The organism is Arthrobacter sp. U41 (assembly GCF_007679325.1).
Taxonomy (GTDB): Bacteria; Actinomycetota; Actinomycetes; order Actinomycetales; family Micrococcaceae; genus Arthrobacter.
This window is the reverse complement of sequence record NZ_VEGI01000003.1, coordinates 1-16,524: the sequence shown is the minus strand read 5'-3', so window position 1 is coordinate 16,524 and position 16,524 is coordinate 1. Positions and strand designations below refer to the sequence as shown.

The 16,524-nt window shown below is 67.9% G+C and carries 17 protein-coding genes; 10 read left to right on the top strand and 7 right to left on the bottom strand.

Features of this window, described 5'->3' with window-relative positions:
• Window positions 1–3 precede the first annotated feature (3 nt).
• Entirely contained in the window at window positions 4–1,446 is a 1,443-nt protein-coding gene (locus FS787_RS11385; protein ID WP_144672797.1) for an NCS2 family permease, read from the top strand.
• A 149-nt stretch (window positions 1,447–1,595) separates the two neighbouring features.
• Complete coding sequence (gene hutG, locus FS787_RS11380) at window positions 1,596–2,597, top strand: formimidoylglutamase (RefSeq protein ID WP_144672551.1); 1,002 nt, start codon at window positions 1,596–1,598, stop codon at window positions 2,595–2,597.
• A gap of 22 nt (window positions 2,598–2,619) precedes the next feature.
• Here the strand turns inward: hutG and FS787_RS11375 are convergent, their stop codons facing one another.
• The 5 genes from FS787_RS11375 to FS787_RS11355 form a co-directional block, all read right to left on the bottom strand.
• Entirely contained in the window at window positions 2,620–3,924 is a 1,305-nt protein-coding gene (locus FS787_RS11375; RefSeq protein WP_144672550.1) for a sodium:proton antiporter, read from the bottom strand.
• 112 nt (window positions 3,925–4,036) lie between these two features.
• Window positions 4,037–4,279 carry a hypothetical protein gene (locus tag FS787_RS11370; RefSeq protein ID WP_144672549.1) on the bottom strand — a complete coding sequence of 81 codons (243 nt, stop codon included), beginning with the start codon at window positions 4,277–4,279 and terminating at the stop codon, window positions 4,037–4,039.
• Window positions 4,280–4,430: 151 nt separating this feature from the next.
• A complete protein-coding gene (gene hutH, locus FS787_RS11365; protein ID WP_144672548.1) occupies window positions 4,431–6,023 on the bottom strand; it encodes a histidine ammonia-lyase in 1,593 nt (530 codons plus the stop codon).
• 118 nt (window positions 6,024–6,141) lie between these two features.
• The gene (locus FS787_RS11360) at window positions 6,142–7,851 is read right to left on the bottom strand and encodes a urocanate hydratase (RefSeq protein ID WP_144672547.1); all 1,710 of its coding nucleotides are present in this window, start codon (window positions 7,849–7,851) and stop codon (window positions 6,142–6,144) included.
• 230 nt (window positions 7,852–8,081) lie between these two features.
• Window positions 8,082–8,921, bottom strand: a complete 840-nt coding sequence (locus FS787_RS11355) for an IclR family transcriptional regulator (RefSeq protein WP_260982517.1) — start codon at window positions 8,919–8,921, stop codon at window positions 8,082–8,084.
• Between the two features lie 281 nt (window positions 8,922–9,202).
• Here FS787_RS11355 and FS787_RS11350 point away from each other — a divergent pair, with 281 nt between their 5' ends.
• From FS787_RS11350 to FS787_RS11335, 4 genes are all read left to right on the top strand, one after another.
• Window positions 9,203–10,699: an amino acid permease gene (locus FS787_RS11350; protein WP_260982516.1), complete on the top strand. Its 1,497-nt coding sequence runs from the start codon at window positions 9,203–9,205 to the stop codon at window positions 10,697–10,699.
• Window positions 10,700–10,710: 11 nt separating this feature from the next.
• Complete coding sequence (locus tag FS787_RS11345) at window positions 10,711–11,028, top strand: hypothetical protein (protein WP_260982515.1); 318 nt, start codon at window positions 10,711–10,713, stop codon at window positions 11,026–11,028.
• Window positions 11,029–11,218: 190 nt separating this feature from the next.
• Window positions 11,219–11,476 carry a hypothetical protein gene (locus tag FS787_RS11340; RefSeq protein WP_144672546.1) on the top strand — a complete coding sequence of 86 codons (258 nt, stop codon included), beginning with the start codon at window positions 11,219–11,221 and terminating at the stop codon, window positions 11,474–11,476.
• Window positions 11,477–11,493: 17 nt separating this feature from the next.
• Complete coding sequence (locus FS787_RS11335; RefSeq protein ID WP_144672545.1) at window positions 11,494–11,730, top strand: helix-turn-helix domain-containing protein; 237 nt, start codon at window positions 11,494–11,496, stop codon at window positions 11,728–11,730.
• A 28-nt stretch (window positions 11,731–11,758) separates the two neighbouring features.
• Here the strand turns inward: FS787_RS11335 and FS787_RS11330 are convergent, their stop codons facing one another.
• Window positions 11,759–12,508: a 3-hydroxybutyrate dehydrogenase gene (locus FS787_RS11330; RefSeq protein ID WP_144672544.1), complete on the bottom strand. Its 750-nt coding sequence runs from the start codon at window positions 12,506–12,508 to the stop codon at window positions 11,759–11,761.
• Between the two features lie 142 nt (window positions 12,509–12,650).
• Here FS787_RS11330 and FS787_RS11325 point away from each other — a divergent pair, with 142 nt between their 5' ends.
• Window positions 12,651–13,565, top strand: a complete 915-nt coding sequence (locus FS787_RS11325) for a LysR family transcriptional regulator (protein ID WP_144672543.1) — start codon at window positions 12,651–12,653, stop codon at window positions 13,563–13,565.
• A 28-nt stretch (window positions 13,566–13,593) separates the two neighbouring features.
• Here the strand turns inward: FS787_RS11325 and FS787_RS11320 are convergent, their stop codons facing one another.
• Window positions 13,594–14,514 (bottom strand): spermidine synthase, encoded by a 921-nt coding sequence (locus FS787_RS11320; protein ID WP_144672542.1) that lies wholly within the window; start codon window positions 14,512–14,514, stop codon window positions 13,594–13,596.
• A gap of 203 nt (window positions 14,515–14,717) precedes the next feature.
• On the opposite strand from FS787_RS11320, the gene FS787_RS11315 reads away from it, so the two are divergent.
• From FS787_RS11315 to FS787_RS11305, 3 genes are all read left to right on the top strand, one after another.
• Window positions 14,718–15,572 (top strand): ATP synthase F0 subunit B, encoded by an 855-nt coding sequence (locus FS787_RS11315; protein ID WP_144672541.1) that lies wholly within the window; start codon window positions 14,718–14,720, stop codon window positions 15,570–15,572.
• On the top strand, window positions 15,569–15,982 hold the full coding sequence (locus FS787_RS11310) for a phage holin family protein (RefSeq protein WP_186329176.1): 414 nt from the start codon (window positions 15,569–15,571) through the stop codon (window positions 15,980–15,982). Before FS787_RS11315 ends, FS787_RS11310 begins: the two co-directional genes overlap by 4 nt.
• Window positions 15,983–16,000: 18 nt before the next feature.
• Window positions 16,001–16,524 (top strand): DUF3618 domain-containing protein (locus FS787_RS11305; protein WP_144672540.1); only part of this gene is annotated, 524 nt, incomplete at its 3' end.

Here is a 16,524-nt window from a genome sequence, read left to right as displayed (position 1 = left end):
CTAATGCTCAAGCAGGGCTCCGCACTCGACCGGTATTTCAAGATATCCGAACGGGGGTCGAACATCTCGCGGGAAATCCGGGGAGGCTTCGCCACGTTCTTCGCCATGAGCTACATCGTGGTGCTGAACCCGCTCATCCTCTCCGGCCCGGATTCCACCGGCGCCACCCTCGGCTTTCCCGCCGTCGCCGCTGTCACCGCGTTCGTGGCCGGCATCCTGACCATCCTGATGGGCGCATGGGCCAAGCACCCCTTCGCGATGGCGACCGGCCTCGGCGTCAACGCCTTCGTCGCCGTGACGGTGGCCACCAACCCCGGCCTGACCTGGCCGGACATGATGGGCCTGGTGATGCTCTCCGGCATCACCATGCTGATCCTGGTCCTCACCGGTTTCCGGACCGCCGTCTTCAAGGCGGTGCCGGAGGGACTGAAGACGGCGATCGTGGTCGGCATCGGCCTGTTCATCGCCCTGATCGGGCTCGTGAACGCCGGCTTTGTCCGCCGCATCCCGGATGTCGCCGGCACCACCGTTCCGGTCGGCCTGGGCTTCGACGGCAAGCTGACGGGCTGGCCCACGCTCGTCTTTGTCTTCGGCCTGATCCTCACCATCGCCCTCGTGGTCCGCAAGGTCAAAGGCGCGATCCTGATCGGCATCGTCGCCTCGACCATCCTGTCCGTGATCCTGGAATTCACGCTGCACATCGGCCCCAGCTTCGACGGTAAAACGTACAACCCGCAAGGCTGGTCGCTGGTGGCCCCGGCGTTCTCCGAATGGGCGGCACCGGACCTGTCGCTGATCGGCCAGGCCAACCCGTTCGGCGCCTTCGAGCACCTGGGCTTTGTGGCCGCGACCCTGCTGGCGTTCGTGATCCTGCTGAGCATCTTCTTCGACGCCATGGGCACCATGGTGGGCCTGGCCACCGAGGCCGGCAGCATTGACAAGGACGGCAACATCCCCAACGTAGACCGCGTACTGCAGGTGGACGCGCTCGGCGCGATCGTCGGTGGCGGGGCCTCCGTCTCCTCGAACCAGATCTACGTCGAGTCCGGCGCCGGCATCGGGGAGGGCGCCCGGACCGGGCTGGCCTCCATCGTCACGGGCCTGCTGTTCCTGGTGGCCATGTTCTTCACCCCGTTGATCAACCTCGTGCCGTTCGAGGCAGTGGCCCCGGCGCTCGTCATCGTCGGCTTCATGATGGTCTCCCAGGTCGGCAAGATCGACTGGCAGGACCTGGGCATCGCGATCCCGGCGTTCCTGACCTTCACGCTGATGCCGTTCACGTACTCAATCGCCAACGGCCTGGGTGCCGGCTTCATCACCTTCGTCCTGATCCGCACCTTCCAGGGCCGCGCACGCGAAGTGCACCCGCTGATGTGGGCCGTGGCCGCGGCGTTCCTGCTGTTCTTCGCGATCGGCCCGATCGAGGCCGCCCTGGGGATGAACTAACCCCATTCTTCGCCGAGGTGAGACTTCGCGCCCAAACCATGGGCGCGAAGTCTCACCTCGGCGGCGTTTCAAGGACAGTTTCCGGGATTTCGGACAGCGCGACGGCGGCGCGGCTGGTTTTCCGACCCTGGCTGCGGTGAGCTAGGGGCATGGTTTCCTCCGCTCCCGCCGTTGATGTCCCGCCGCAGCCCTGGACTGGACGGTTCGACGGCGACGGCCCCGATCACCGCCGCTGGTGGCAGGCGGTCAGCCCGTACGCCCCGCACCGCTCCCACTCCCCCACCGCGCCCTCCTTCGTTGGCCCCGGCGCGCCCTCGGCCCGGCCCGGCGCCTCCCGCCCGGCTGTCATTCTCGGCTTCGGCAGCGACGCCGGGGTGCGCCGTAACAAGGGCCGCCCGGGCGCCGCCGCAGCCCCGGCCGCCATCCGCGCCGCCCTCGGGCCCCTCGCGTTCCACCTGGGCCGGGACCTGCACGACGCCGGCGACGTCACTGTGGCCGGGGACGCCCTGGAAGCCGGGCAGGCGCGTGCCGGGCTGGCGATCAGCACCCTGCTCGACGCCGGCCAGCTGCCCGTTGTGCTGGGCGGCGGCCACGAGACCGCGTTCGCGGGTTACCTGGGCGTGGCCGGCTCGGCGGCGGTCCGTGAGGGCCTGCGCGTGGGCGTGCTGAACCTGGACGCCCACTTCGACCTCCGCGATGAGTCCCGGCCCAGTTCCGGCACCCCGTTCCTGCAGATGGCCCGCGCGGAAGCCGCCGCGGGCCGCGAACTGCAGTACGCCGTCGTCGGGATCTCCGAGCCGAACAACACCCGGGCGCTGTTCCGCACCGCCGCGGAACTTGGCGTGGACTACCTGCTGGACGAGGACTGCTCGGCGGAGGCCGCGCACACGTTTGTGGCGGCATTCCTGGCGCAGGTGGACGCCCTGTACCTGACCATCGATTTGGACGTGCTGCCGGCCTCGGTGGCCCCCGGGGTGAGCGCGCCCGCCGCGTTCGGCGTGCCGCTGCCGGTCATCAGCGCCGTCTGCCGCCAGGTGGCCGCGAGCGGGAAGCTCCTGCACCTGGATGTGGCCGAGCTGAACCCGGAGTTCGACGTCGACGGCCGGACCGCCAGGGTCGCCGCCCGGCTGATTAATACGCTGCTGGGGTAGCCGGGGCAGCAACGGCACAACGTCAGATGGGTGTTTTCGGCGCCTTGCCCTCGTCGCCGTGCTGCTGCACGGCCTTCCGTTCGCGGAGCCGGTCCAGCCGGTTCATGACGGGAGCAGTGGTGGCCCCGTGCAGCACGATGGACATTGCCACCACCAGGCCGATGAACGCCCACAGTTCCTCTGCTTGGGCGTTGAAGTCACCTTTGCTGAGCGCGTACGCGAGATAGTACAGCGAGCCGATGCCGCGGATGCCGAAAAAGGCAATGGCAATCCGTTCCCGCGGACCGGTCTTGCCCCGGGCCAGGCCGATCCAGCCGGCGAGCGGACGGACGAGCAGCAGGAACGCCAGCGCCACCAGGATCTCCGGCCAGCCAATGCCGGCGAGCAGGCCCCGGGCTATCGCGCCTCCCAGCAGCACCAGAATGACCACCGTCATGAGACGTTCGAGCTGCTCGACGTAGGAGTGCATGACGCGGTGGAAGCCGTGCGTGCGTTCCGCGGCCCGGATGGTCACGGCGCATACAAAGACGGCGATGAACCCGTAACCTTCCAGCATTTCGGTCATCCCGTAGGCGAGGAACGTCGCTGCCAGCGCCACAAAGCCCTCGGAGTGGCTGGACAGCCGGACGCTGTCACGGGCAGAGAAGAACAGCCGGCTCAACGCTTTCCCTGCCAGCCAGCCGACCAGCAGGCCCATGCCGATCCGCCACAGGACATCGGTGAAGAACCAGGGGACAAACCACCCGGACGGCGCAGGACCGAACAGGCTGATGGCAATGGCCAGGTAGACAAAGGGGAAGGCCAGCCCGTCATTCAGGCCTGCCTCGGAGGTGAGGCCGAACCGGATTTCGTCTTCGCCGCGCTCGGTTTCGTCCTCGTCGTCGGCGGGTTCGCCCACCTGCACTTCAGAGGCCAGCACGGGGTCGGTGGGGGCGAGCGCGGCTGCGACCAGCAGCGCCGCTCCAAGCCCCAGCCCCAGCACCCAGAGCCCCAGGAGTGTCAGGGCGATAATGCAGATCGGCATGGCCACCCCCAGCATCCGCCAGGTGGTGGACCAGGTGCGTCGTCCCACAGGGCGGTCGAGCGCAAGGCCGGCGCCCATCAACGAGATGATGACGCAGATTTCCGTCAGGTGCGTGGTGAACTCCCCGTATTGCAGGGGATCCGGGTCCGGCAGCTCCGGGATGAAGGAAAAGGCCAGCATTCCGGCGGCCAGGAAGACCATCGGCATCGACAACGGAGCGTTGCGCAGCAGCTTGGGCAATAGGGCGGCGGCGAACACGGCCAGGCCTGCCGCGGCGAAAACAATGCTGGGCGCCTCGAACACTGCGTATGCCTCCTGCCGGGACCCCGATGCCCGGGGATGAATAGGGCACCGTCCCTTCGGAACGGCGCCCCTTCACCACAATACGCGCGTGCAGCGCGAAAACCGTGCGCGGCTAGCTGCGCCGCACCTCCACGCCGTCGGACTTCAGGAAAAGCCCGTTCTCCGCGCCGGACGATTCCGCCGGGACCAGCCAGAGAACATTGCCGCTCAGTGAGACTTCTTCGACCTCACCGGCCGCCAGAACCTGTGCATGCTTGAGGATTTCGATCCGATCGCCGGCCTTGAGGCTCCGCCAGTCGGAAACCGCCGTGGCCGAGGCCAGGCGCCTGGACATTACCGTCCCGCGTGCTTTCATTGAACTTCTACCCCTTTGTATATGTTCTTCGTCACAACTTCGTTGGTGTGACTTTCCATTTGTACTACAGTTCCCGCGCCCCCGCTGACCGTGTTGCCCAGTATTTCGGGGGCGCCGGGAATTGTTCACCGGAACCGCATTTTGTTTTCCCTCAGGCGAGATTTCCGACGGCGGATTCGGCCGCTGCCCTGACCTTGCCCGACGCGACCAGGACGTCGGCCGCCTCCAGCTCCGGGGAGAGGAACCTGTCCGTTCCCGGACCGTCGACGACGCCGCGCAGCGCCGCGATCACCGCGGCTCCCGCCGGACCCGGCACCAGTTCGCCGCCGGAGAGCTGGGTGCGGATATCGAGCGCCCTCGCTGAGGTGACGAGTTCGATCGCCAGGACCCGGCGCAGGTTCTCCACGGCGCGGCGCAGCTTGCGGGCCGCGTGCCAGCCCATCGACACATGGTCCTCCTGCATCGCGGAACTCGGGATGGAGTCCACTGATGCCGGGACGGCAAGCCGTTTGTTGTCCGAGACGAGACCCGCCTGGGTGTACTGCGCGATCATGAGGCCGGAGTCGACCCCGGGGTCGGCGGCCAGGAACGCCGGCAGCCCGTGCGAGCGGGCCGGGTCCAGCATCCGGTCGGTGCGGCGCTCGGCGATGGAGCTCAGGTCCGCCACGGCGATGGCCAGGAAGTCCAGCACGTAGGCCACGGGGGCGCCATGGAAGTTGCCGTTGGAGCTGACACGGCCGTCCGGCAGGACCACCGGGTTGTCGATCGCTGCCGCCAGTTCGCGGGAGGCGACCATGGCGGCGTGGTCCACGGTGTCACGGACGGCCCCGGCCACCTGGGGTGCGCAGCGCAGGGAGTAGGCGTCCTGGACCTTGGTGTCGTTGACCCGGTGGGAAGCCACGATCGGGGAATTGGAGAGGACCCGCAGCATGTTGTCCGCGGAGGCCGCCTGGCCCGGGTGCGGGCGGAGCGCGGCGTGCAGCTCGGGAAGGAACACCTGGTCGGTTCCGAGCAGCGCCTCGACGCTGAGCGCGGCGGTGATGTCCGCCGTCGTGAGCAGCTGGCGGATGTCCGCGATGGCCATCAGCAGCATGCCCAGCATGCCCTCGGTGCCGTTGACCAGCGCCAGGCCCTCCTTCTCGGCCAGGGTGACGGGTTCGATCCCGTGCGCGGCGAGCAGTGCGGCGACGGGTTCCTCGTCCCGCCCGCCGTACGTCACGCCGTCGGGCCCCGCCGCTTCGCCCTCGCCCATCAGGACCAGGGCGCAGTGGGACAGCGGGGCGAGGTCGCCGGAGCAGCCGAGGGAGCCGAATTCGCGGACCACCGGGGTGATGCCGGCGTTGAGGACGTCCACCATGGTCTGCAGGACCACGGGGCGGACGCCGGTGCGGCCGGAGGCGAGGGTCTTGGCGCGCAGGAACATGATGCCCCGGACCACTTCGCGTTCCACAGCGGAACCCATGCCGGCGGCGTGGCTGCGGATGAGCGACTTCTGCAGCTGGGTGCGCAGGTCGTTGGGGATGTGCCGGTTGGCCAGCGCCCCGAAGCCGGTGGAGATGCCGTACGCCGGGACCTCGCTGTGGGCGAGGTCGTCGATGTGGGCCCGGACCTTGGCGACGGCCTCGAGGGCGTCCTGCGCGATGGTCACCTTGGCGTCGTGGCGGGCGACGGCGACGACGTCTTCGGGGGTGACACCGCTGGAGCCGAGGGTAACGGTGAGCGGTTCGTGGGTCGTAACAGTCATTGAAATCTACCTAAATCTGATGGTTGAGCCGGGTTTCCTCATCGATTGCTCCGTATCGGCCCTTTTCAAGGCTCAAAACGGCGTTTACGGAGCAATCGACGTGGTGATGGGGCCTGGGTTAGCGGGATTCCGGGGCCCGTGCGGACATGGGGATGCGGACGCCGCGTTCTTTGGCGACCTCGACGGCGCGGTCGTAGCCGGCGTCGACGTGGCGGATGACGCCCATGCCGGGGTCGTTAGTGAGGAGGCGTTCGAGCTTCTGCGCGGCGAGGTCGGTACCGTCCGCCACCGAGACCTGGCCGGCGTGGATGGAACGGCCGATGCCGACGCCGCCGCCATGGTGGATGGACACCCACGTGGCGCCGGAGGCAGTGTTGAGCAGGGCGTTGAGCAGCGGCCAGTCGGCCACCGCGTCCGAGCCGTCGGCCATGGCCTCGGTCTCGCGGTACGGCGAGGCGACGGATCCTGAGTCCAGGTGGTCGCGGCCGATCACGATGGGCGCCTTGACCTTGCCCTCCTTGACGAGCTGGTTGAACAGCAGGCCGGCCTTGGCGCGGTCGCCGTAGCCCAGCCAGCAGATGCGGGCCGGCAGGCCTTCGAACTCCACCCGTTCCTGCGCGGCGTCAATCCAGCGGTGCAGGTGCTTGTTCTCGGGGAACAGGTCTTTAATGGCCGCATCCGTGACCGCAATGTCCTCGGGGTCGCCGGAGAGGGCCACCCAGCGGAACGGGCCGAGGCCCTCGCAGAACAGCGGGCGGATGTAGGCCGGGACGAAGCCGGGGAATTCGAAGGCCCGGTTGTAGCCGCCCTTGCGGGCCTCGTCGCGGATGGAGTTGCCGTAGTCGAACACTTCGGCGCCGGCGTCCTGGAACTCGACCATGGCCTGGACGTGCTTGGCCATCGAGGCCTGGGCCTTCTTGGTGAAGCCCTCCGGGTCGGCCGCGGCCTCGCGGTGCCATTCCTCCACCGTGATGCCTTCGGGGAGGTAGCTCAGGGGGTCGTGGGCGGAGGTCTGGTCCGTGACGATGTCGACCGTGAGCTCGCCGGCGTGGTGGCGGCGCAGGATTTCGGGGAAGACGGTGGCGGCGTTGCCGACGTAGCCCACGGACCAGCCCCGGCGCCCTTCCTTGGCCTTCAGGACTTTGGCTATGGCGGCGTCGAGGTCGGTCTCCACCTCGTCGAGGTAGCGCTTGCCGGCGCGGCGGCGCAGGTGGCTTTCGTCGACGTCGACGATCAGGCAGGCGCCGTCGTTCAGGGTGACGGCGAGCGGCTGCGCGCCGCCCATGCCGCCGCAGCCGCCGGTGAGGGTCAGGGTCCCGGCGAGGGTGCCGTTCTCGTCCCCGGTGAGCTTGCGGGCGATCGCGGCGAAAGTTTCGAAGGTGCCCTGCAGGATGCCCTGGGTGCCGATGTAGATCCAGGATCCGGCGGTCATCTGGCCGTACATCATCAGGCCCTCGGCCTCGAGCCGGCGGAACTCGGGCCAGGTGGCCCAGTCGCCGACGAGGTTGGAGTTGGCCAGCAGCACGCGCGGCGCCCACTCGTTGGTGCGGAAGACGCCTACCGGTTTGCCGGACTGGACCAGCAGGGTCTCGTCCTTCTCCATGGTTTCCAGGGTGCGGGTGATCGCGTCGAACGCGGCCCAGGAGCGGACGGCGCGGCCGGTGCCGCCGTAGACCACCAGGTCGTCGGGGCGCTCGGCGACCTCGGGGTCCAGGTTGTTCATCAGCATGCGCAGCGGGGCTTCCGTCTGCCAGCTCTTGGCGGTGAGCTCGGTACCGCGGGCTGCTTTGACCGGGCGGGCACCGGTGGTGAAATCGGCGGGTGCCATGAGGGGCTCCTTTGTGTCTTGATGGTTCTGTGCCGGTGGATCGGCGATATGGGTTCTGTATCAACTAAAGCCTGTCCGCAGCCGCGGAAACAGGGCCTGCGGACCGGTGCTGTCCGGGATTCCAGACACTCGCGTTCGCTTCCCCGCCCCGTGTTGCGCCATCACTTTTGGTGCCTAAAGCGGGGGTATAGGCACCAAGGGTGACAGCGCAACGGGGGTGCGGGACGGGGTCAGGCGGAGGGGCGGCCGTGGATCCGGACGGAGAGTTCGTCGGCGACCTTCCGGACCCGCGCGGCGAGGGCCGGCCACTCCCCGGCCGGCAGTTTCTCCTCGAGGAAGGTCACGGCGACGGCGGCGGTGGGCCAGCCGACGTGGTCCGTGACGGCGGCGGCGATCGAGCCGAAGCCCGGCGTCACCTCACCGTGTTCGGTCGCATAGCCGCGCTGCCGGACCTGGTCCAGGTGCGAGGACAGGGCCGAGTACTTCATGATGGGCGACTCGGTCTCGTGCCGGGCACTGAAGGCCGCCGCGTTCGGGTACAGCGCCCGGACCTGCGACTTCGGCAGCGCCGCGAGGATCGCCCGCCCGCTGGCGGTGAGGTGGCTGGGGAGCCGGACCCCCACGTCGGTCACGAGGGAGGGCCGGTTCTTCGCCCGCTCCTCCACAATGTAGAGCACATCGCGGCCGTGCAGCACGGCCAGATGGGCGCTTTCGCCGATCACGTCCACCAGCGAGGCGAGCATCGGCCGGCCCAGGCGGGAGAGCGGCTCCTGCCGTGAATAGGCCGAGCTGAGCTCGAAGGCACTGATCCCGAGCCCGTACCGCTGCTCCTCATGAAGATGGAGGACGAACCCGTTGGCCTCCATCACCCCGAGCAGGTGGTACACGCTGGAGCGCGGCAGCCCCAGCGCAGTGGCAATGTTCGACGCCGCCATCGGCCCCCGTTTGGAGGCCAGCAGTTTCAGGATGCGCAGGGTATTCTCCGCCGCCGGAACCTTGGAGGCCACCTTTGCCCGCGCGGCCTTGGGAGCCGTTGTGGTGGAAGGCAGGGTGATGCTGGTGGCTGGCATGATTCCTCTTCAATGACGCGGTGTCCGGTATCCCGTACTTAAGCATGCGCCCGGACCGGGCCCCCGGACGGCCCCGACCGCCCCGAATTGTCTGGAATCCCGGACATCGCGTTCTCCGTAGCCGACTGCACCGCCCAGGTGGCATCCGCGGCACGTGCAGCCGGGTGGCGGCCGGGATGTCTGAAATCGAAGACACCGTCTGCCCGTGAGGCTCATCACAGCTCCGGCCAACATGGTCTGCTGGATAGCGATCCCCCTCCCAAAGACGAGAAGGTATTCGCATGCAACAAGCCACCACGGACATCAAGCCAACGCCTGCTCCGGGACCGGGCGGCACCGCCGGCAGCGCTGCCAGCGCCGCCGTCGAATCTGTCCTGAACCGCGGACTTAACGTCCGCCATATCCGATTTATGGCCCTGGGCTCGGCGATCGGCACCGGGCTGTTCTACGGTTCCGCCTCGGCCATCCAGAAGGCCGGCCCCGCCGTGCTGCTGGCGTACATGATCGGCGGCGCCGCTGTGTTCATGGTGATGCGGGCCCTGGGTGAAATGGCAGTACGCCACCCCGTGTCCGGTTCCTTCGGCCAGTACGCCAGCCGCTACCTCGGCCCGCTGGCAGGCTTCGTGACGGGCTGGACCTACGTGTTTGAGATGGCGATCGTGGCCATCGCAGACGTCACCGCTTTCAGTATCTATATGGGCTTCTGGTTCCCCGAGGTGGAGCGCTGGATCTGGGTCCTGGCGATCATCTTCTTCCTGGCGGCGCTGAACCTGCTCAGCGTCAAGGTCTTCGGCGAACTCGAGTTCTGGTTCTCGCTGATCAAGGTGGTGGCCATCATCGCCATGATCGCGGGCGGCGCCGCCATCATCGTGTTCGGTTTCCAGGCCGGCGGCGCCACGGTAGCGCCCGGCCTGGGCAACCTCGTGGACCACGGCGGGCTGTTCCCCAACGGCTTCGCAGGCCTCTTGGCCTCGTTTGCCGTCGTGATGTTCGCCTTCGGCGGCATCGAAACCCTGGGCATCACGGCCGGCGAGGCCGCGGATCCGAAGAAGGTCATCCCGAAGGCAGTCAACACCGTCCCGGTGCGCGTCCTGCTTTTCTACGTGCTGACCCTCGGTGTCCTGATGAGCCTCTTCCCCTGGAATGAGATTGGCACCAACGGCAGCCCGTTCGTGCAGATCTTCAGCGGGCTGGGCATCCCGGCGGCGCCCCACATCCTCAACGCCGTCGTCATCACCGCCGCACTGTCCGCGATCAACAGCGACATCTTCGGAGCAGGCCGGATCCTGTTCGGACTGTCCCGGCAGGGGCATGCCCCCGCGAGCTTCGGCAAGGTCTCCCGCCATGGCGTGCCGTGGATGACCGTGGTGATGATGGCGGGCATCCTGCTGGTGGGTGTGGTTCTGAACGCCGTCATCCCGGAGAACGTCTTTCTGCTGATCGCTTCCATCGCAACCTTCGCCACCGTCTGGGTCTGGGTGATGATCCTGGCTTCCCACGTGGCGATGAAGCGCGAGATCGCCCGCAAGGGGCTGCCGGCGTCCGAGTTCCCCTCGCCGTGGTGGCCCGCGGCGTCGGTGGCGACGATCGTGTTCATGGCCCTCGTCATCGTGATTCTGGGGGCGTTCGAGGACACGCGCGTGGCACTGTATGTGGGTGCCGCCTGGCTCGGACTGCTTGTGATCGGGTACCGGCTTTGGGTGCGCGGCCACGGCCGGGCCCGGGCCGAGCTCGTGGACGAAACCGCGCAGCTCCCGCAGGTTCCGGCGGGAAGGTAAGGACGCCGGGCGTGCTGGGCAACGCCGTCGGGGAACTGCTGCAGATCGGCGCTGTCGCCCTGGGGGTGGGGGTGATGCTGCCCCAGTTTGTGGACTATTCCGCGGGCGCCATTCCGGCGCAGCTGGCGACGCTGGGGGCACTCTTCCTGACCATCGCGCTGGTCTCGGACAGCGGCTGGGCGCTGATTGCCGGTACGGCGCGCCGCTGGTTTGCCAGCTCGCCCCGGCGGATCGCCGCCCTGGGCACCACCGGCGGGGCCATGATGATCGGGCTGGGCGGATTTCTTGCCCTCGCAGGGAACGCGGCGGAGCCCCAGCCCGGCAAGTAGTCGGGACAACGGCCCCAAGTGGTGCCCCGTCCGACGGGCGTAGAAGTTACTCGTGTGACGAAAGGGGCGCAGGGCTACAGTTGCTTCACGGCGGTACCGGACCGGCCGCGGACACCGGCTGGGGAGCACACGCAGCTGGTCCGGAGCCGCCGATATACCGATTGGCGCTCGTTTCGAAGGAGTGGTTCCGATGGCCCCAGCATCTCCGCAGGCGCAACGCCAACGAGGCCGCGCGGCCGTCCTCCTGTCGAAGTGGTCGAGCCGCGCCAGGTCATCACGGATTCCGTTCCGGGTGGGACAGGTGCTTATCGGGGACGATCCGTTCAACGGCCGCCACCTCGGCACAGTGGCAGTCATCGAAGCCCCCTTCGTCGGGCTCCGGACGGCCGGCAACACACCGGAGGACGTCCTGTTCTACGATTACCGCCAACTACGGTTCCCTGACTAGTGGACGGGCCGGACGACATGAGCGCAGCGAATGTTTCCTCCCACTTCCTGACCATCGCGGAAGTCGCTGCGGCAATGCGGGTGTCCAAAATGACCGTCTACCGGCTGGTGAAATCGCATGCGATAGCGGCCGTGCGGGTGGGCCGTTCATTCCGGGTGCCGGAAGAGGCCGTCAACGACTACATCCGCCGCGCCACCGAACCGGCAACCAACGACTCAACCAACGACCAGACCGACGACAAGACGACGGACTGACCGACGCCCCGGCCGGCGGGCCGGGCCGCTACCGCGCGGACCAGCCGCCGTCCATGGTGTAGCTGGCACCGGTGACCATTCCGGCGTCGTCGGAAGCCAGCCAGGCGACAAGGGAAGCGACCTCCTCCGGTTCGACGAGCCGCTTGACGGCGGCCTCGGTCAGCATGATCTTGCTGAGCACTTCGGACTCCGGAATCCCGTGCACCTTGGCCTGGTCCGCGATCTGGGACTCGACCAGCGGCGTCCGGACGTAGCCCGGGTTAATGCAGTTGGAGGTAACGCCGTGCGCGCCGCCCTCCAGCGCCGTGACTTTGCTCAGGCCTTCGAGCCCGTGCTTGGCCGAGACGTAGGCGCTCTTGAACGGCGAGGCGCGGAGCCCGTGCACGGATGACAGGTTGATGATCCGGCCGAAGTTGTTGGCGTACATGTGCGGCAGCGCGGCACGGATGAGCAGGAACGGCGCTTCCAGCATGAGTGTGATGAGGCGGCGGAAGTCCGCCGGATCGAAGTCCTCGATCGGGCTGATCCGCTGGATGCCGGCGTTGTTGACGAGGATGTCGCAGTCCAGGCTCACCGCTTGGAGGGTCTCGACGTCGAGCAGGTTGACCGCCCAGGAGGTGCCGCCGACTTCGTCGGCGAGGGCTGAGGCCGCGGCCTCATCCACATCCGCGATCACCACTTTGGCGCCGCGTGCTGCGAGGGCGCGGACGCTGGCAGCGCCGATCCCGCCGGCTCCGCCGGTGACCAGGGCCTTGCGCCCGTTCAAGCTGCTCTCCATGTCTGCACTCCTCAAGTTTCGCGGTCTTAAACGGCCCAGAGGAAGTGCGATGCACAGCACTGAGCAGCTTCACTGAGTATTGCCGCACAAAGTGGGCGATTCAATGGTCAAACAAGCACCCCTTATGTGCAGAATTGCAGATATGAATGCGAACCCCGATGACCTGCTTGTACTTCTGGCGGTCTCCCGCTCCGCGAAGTTCACCACGGCGGCGCAGTCCCTGGGGCTGAACCACACCACGGTGTCGCGCCGGATTGCCGCGCTGGAGAAGGCTCTGGGCGGACGGGTGCTGTCCCGCGCGTCCGGCGGCTGGGAGCTGACGGACCTGGGCGCGGAGGCGGTGAAGGTGGCTGAGCAGGTGGAAGCGGCGATCCGGAGCCTCGAACAGCCCGGCCGGACCCCGGACCCCATCACCGGCGTCGTCCGGATGACCGCGACGGACGGTTTCAGCGCCTACATTGCGGCCCCCGCGGTTGCCAGGCTTCGACGCGACCACCCCGGGCTGAGCGTCGAAATCATCACTGTCACCCGGCGGGCGCTCCAGCAGCGTTCCGGGCTGGATATCGAGGTGGTGGTGGGTGAACCGCAGGTGCACCGGGCTGCGGCGGCCCGGCTCGGCGAGTACATGCTCGGCATGTACGCCTCCCGCGACTACCTTGCCGAGTACGGCACTCCCACAACAATCGAGGAACTGACCACCCACTCGCTGGTGTACTTTGTCGATTCCATGCTTCAGGTGGACGACCTGGACGCCCCGCGCCGGCTGGTCCCGACCATGCGGGACGGCCTGAGTTCCACCAACGTGTTCGTCCATGTGGAGGCGACGCGCGCCAGCGCCGGCATCGGGTTCCTGCCGTGCTTCGCGGCGGACCTGCACCCGGACCTGGTCCGGCTCCTGCCGGACGAGTTCGCCGAACTGCTGCCGTATTGGATGGTCCTGCGGCCCGACTCCATGCGCCGCCCCGCCGTCGCAGCGGTGGTGCAGGCGCTCCGCGAGCAGACAAAGGCCCACCGCGAGGCGCTCATGGGCCGCGGCGGCTCATCGGCTGCTCCGTAGGCGCCGTTTTGGGGCGCCAAAAGGGCCGTTACGGAGCAATCGACGACGCCGGGTCCACAGTTTTCGGGTCATGGCGGACCGGGGCGCCGGCGGCGAAGGCCCGCACCTTGGCGTCGTTCCAGATGTGCGCGGGCACTGCGCCGCCCAGCAGGCGCCGCGCCAGGCCGGGGTCATCGTCAAACGGGACATCGCTCCCGGCCATGATCATGTTCCCGTAGCGCCGGCCCTTGAGCATCGCCGGGTCGGCGATAATCACGGTGTGTTTGAAAGTCTCGGCAATGGTCGCGGCGTCCTCGCGGGCGTTCTTCAGGTCCGGGGCATCGCCGGAATTCACCACGTAGATCCCGCCGGGGGCCAGAACGCGCCGCGCGTGCTCGTTGAACTCCCTGGTGGTGAGCGGCCGTGGAGTGAGCGAGCCGGCAAAAACATCGCGGATGACCAGGTCACGGGTCTGCGGCGTCAGGCTTTCGGTCACCTCGCGCGCCTCCCCCACCCGCAGGCGCATAAGGGGCGCCTTCGGCAGGTCAAACCAGCCGCGGACGTACTCGGCCAGCTTGCCGTCGAGTTCCACCACCACCTGCCGGGCATCGGGGTAGGCGGCGTGGAAGTAGCGCGCCAGTGAGCATGCTCCCCCGCCAAGGTGCAGGGCGCGCATCTTCGGCCGCAGTTCCCGGGGCCAGCGCGACTCCACCAGGGCCGCGATCCAGCGCATGTACTCAAAGTCGAGGAACAGCGGATCCGCCAGATCGATATGCGAACTCATGACGCCGTTGATCCGCAGCAGCCAGCCGCTGGAGTTGTCCTGGTCAGCGATGAGCTCGCAGTCACCGGTATCGATGTAGTAGATGCCCTCCACAGGCCCCTCGGGGCGGCCGCCCTTCGGCACGTCCACCACTCCGGCCGTCCTTTCGGTGCTGTTCCGGCCGGCAGCCCTGCGCCGGTTCGCCATCAGCCACGCACCGTTTTGCTCATGTTTCCAGCCTAGTTCACCGGCCGCGGCGCCATCCGCAGCGGCCAGGCGGGTCCGACTTCCCGGCAACCCTTGAGAATTAAAACCAAGGGTGCTTACTATTTGATAGTAATCATGCTTACTATTAGTTCCCCAGTTATTGCTGGTTCGTGATCAGCAGCCGATCTTGAAAGAGAGCGAAGATGACAGAGAACCAATGGCCCCAGGACGGCAGCTTCCGCACGCCTACGGCCACCCAGCAGACGCCCCTCCGACCGGAATCCACCTTCCCTCCGGTTCCCAACGGCAGCGACTCAGGCACATTCAACGACGGCGCCACCTCCAGGACCGATGTGGCCAAGGATGAGGCCGCAGACGTCAAACGCCAGGCCGCTGATTCCGCTCAGACCGTCGCGGAGACGGCCAAGACGGAAGCCACCAACGTCGCCGCCGAGGTCAAGACGAACGCCAAGGATCTCCTGCAGCAGGCCAAGTCCGACCTGACTGACCAGGCCGGCACGCAGCAGCAGAAGGTCGCTGAAGGGCTGCGCTCCGTTTCCAGCGAGCTTCACAGCATGGCCTCCGCTTCCACGGAGCCCGGCGTGGCCACCGACCTGGTGCGCCAGGCCGCCGAGCGGTCTTCCGCTGTGGCCTCCTGGCTCGATGGCCGCGATCCGGGGTCCCTGCTGACCGAGGTGAAGTCCTTTGCCCGCCAGCGGCCCGGCACCTTCCTCCTGCTCGCGGCCGGCGCCGGCGTCCTGGCTGGACGCCTCAGCCGGAGCCTGAGCGCCGGAGCGCCGGAACCCACTGCCACCGGCGTTACCACCGCCACCCGGGTCCCTGACACCGGGATGGCCGTTCCGCCGCCGCCCGTTCAGATGCCGGCACCGGAAACCACGACGGCGGGCTTGGCGGACACCTACCCGCCCAGTCCGCTCGACGCCGACCCGCTCGGCAACGGCAGCCGGCAGGACCGCTGGGACTCCGAACCCGTGGCGACGGACCCGCTCCGCGACGATCCCTTCCGGGATGATCCGTTTGACGGTGGCCGTCGATGACCAGCGAAATGCCTCACACCGCGGCCCACGCCAAGGCCGAAACGGCCTCCCTCGGTGATCTGCTGGGTGATGTCACGCGGGACATGTCCACCCTGATGCGGCAGGAAGTCGAGCTGGCGAAGGTGGAGCTCAAGCAGTCCGCGACCCGTGCCGGCAAGGGCGCGGGGATGCTGGCGGGCGCCGGCGTCGCAGGCCACTTCGTTCTCCTGTTCCTGTCCCTGGCGCTCTGGTGGGCGCTCGGGACTCTCATGGGGCTCGGCTGGTCCGCCGTCGTCGTCGCCGTCATCTGGGGAGTCGTCGCAGCCATCCTGGCGGCCATGGGCCGCAAGGAACTCAACGCGATCAAAGGCATGCCCCAGACCGCCGAGACGCTTCAGGAAATCCCGCCCACCCTCAAGCCCACTACTTAAGTTCAGCGAGGAAACACGATGAGTGAAAACCCGGATGTCATCCGAGCAGATATTGAAGCAACCCGCGCGCGGCTGGGCACGAACGTCGATGCCGTCGCGGACAAGGTCACCCCGTCCCACATCGTCCAGCGCCAAACTGACAAGGTCAAGGACGCCGTCTTCGGTGTGAAGGAGAAGGTCACGGGCTCTGCCGACCACACCGCGGGCACCATGCACTCGGCCGCCGGCAGCGCCGGGACGCACCTGAGCGACGCCGGTACCGCGATCGGGGACGCCCCGGCCCAGGTCAAGACCAAAACACAGGGCAACCCGCTGGCGGCAGGCCTGATCGCCTTCGGCGCCGGCCTGCTGGTGTCCTCCCTGATCCCGGCCAGCCAGAAGGAACGCGAAGCCGCGGATGCCCTGAAGACCGCGGCCGAACCGCTCACCACGGAACTCACCGAGGCCGCCAAGAACGTGGCCGAGGGGCTCCGGGAGCCGGCCCAGGAAGCCATGGAGAACGTCAAGGCAACCGCCGCCGACGCCACCGAGCACGTCAAGGC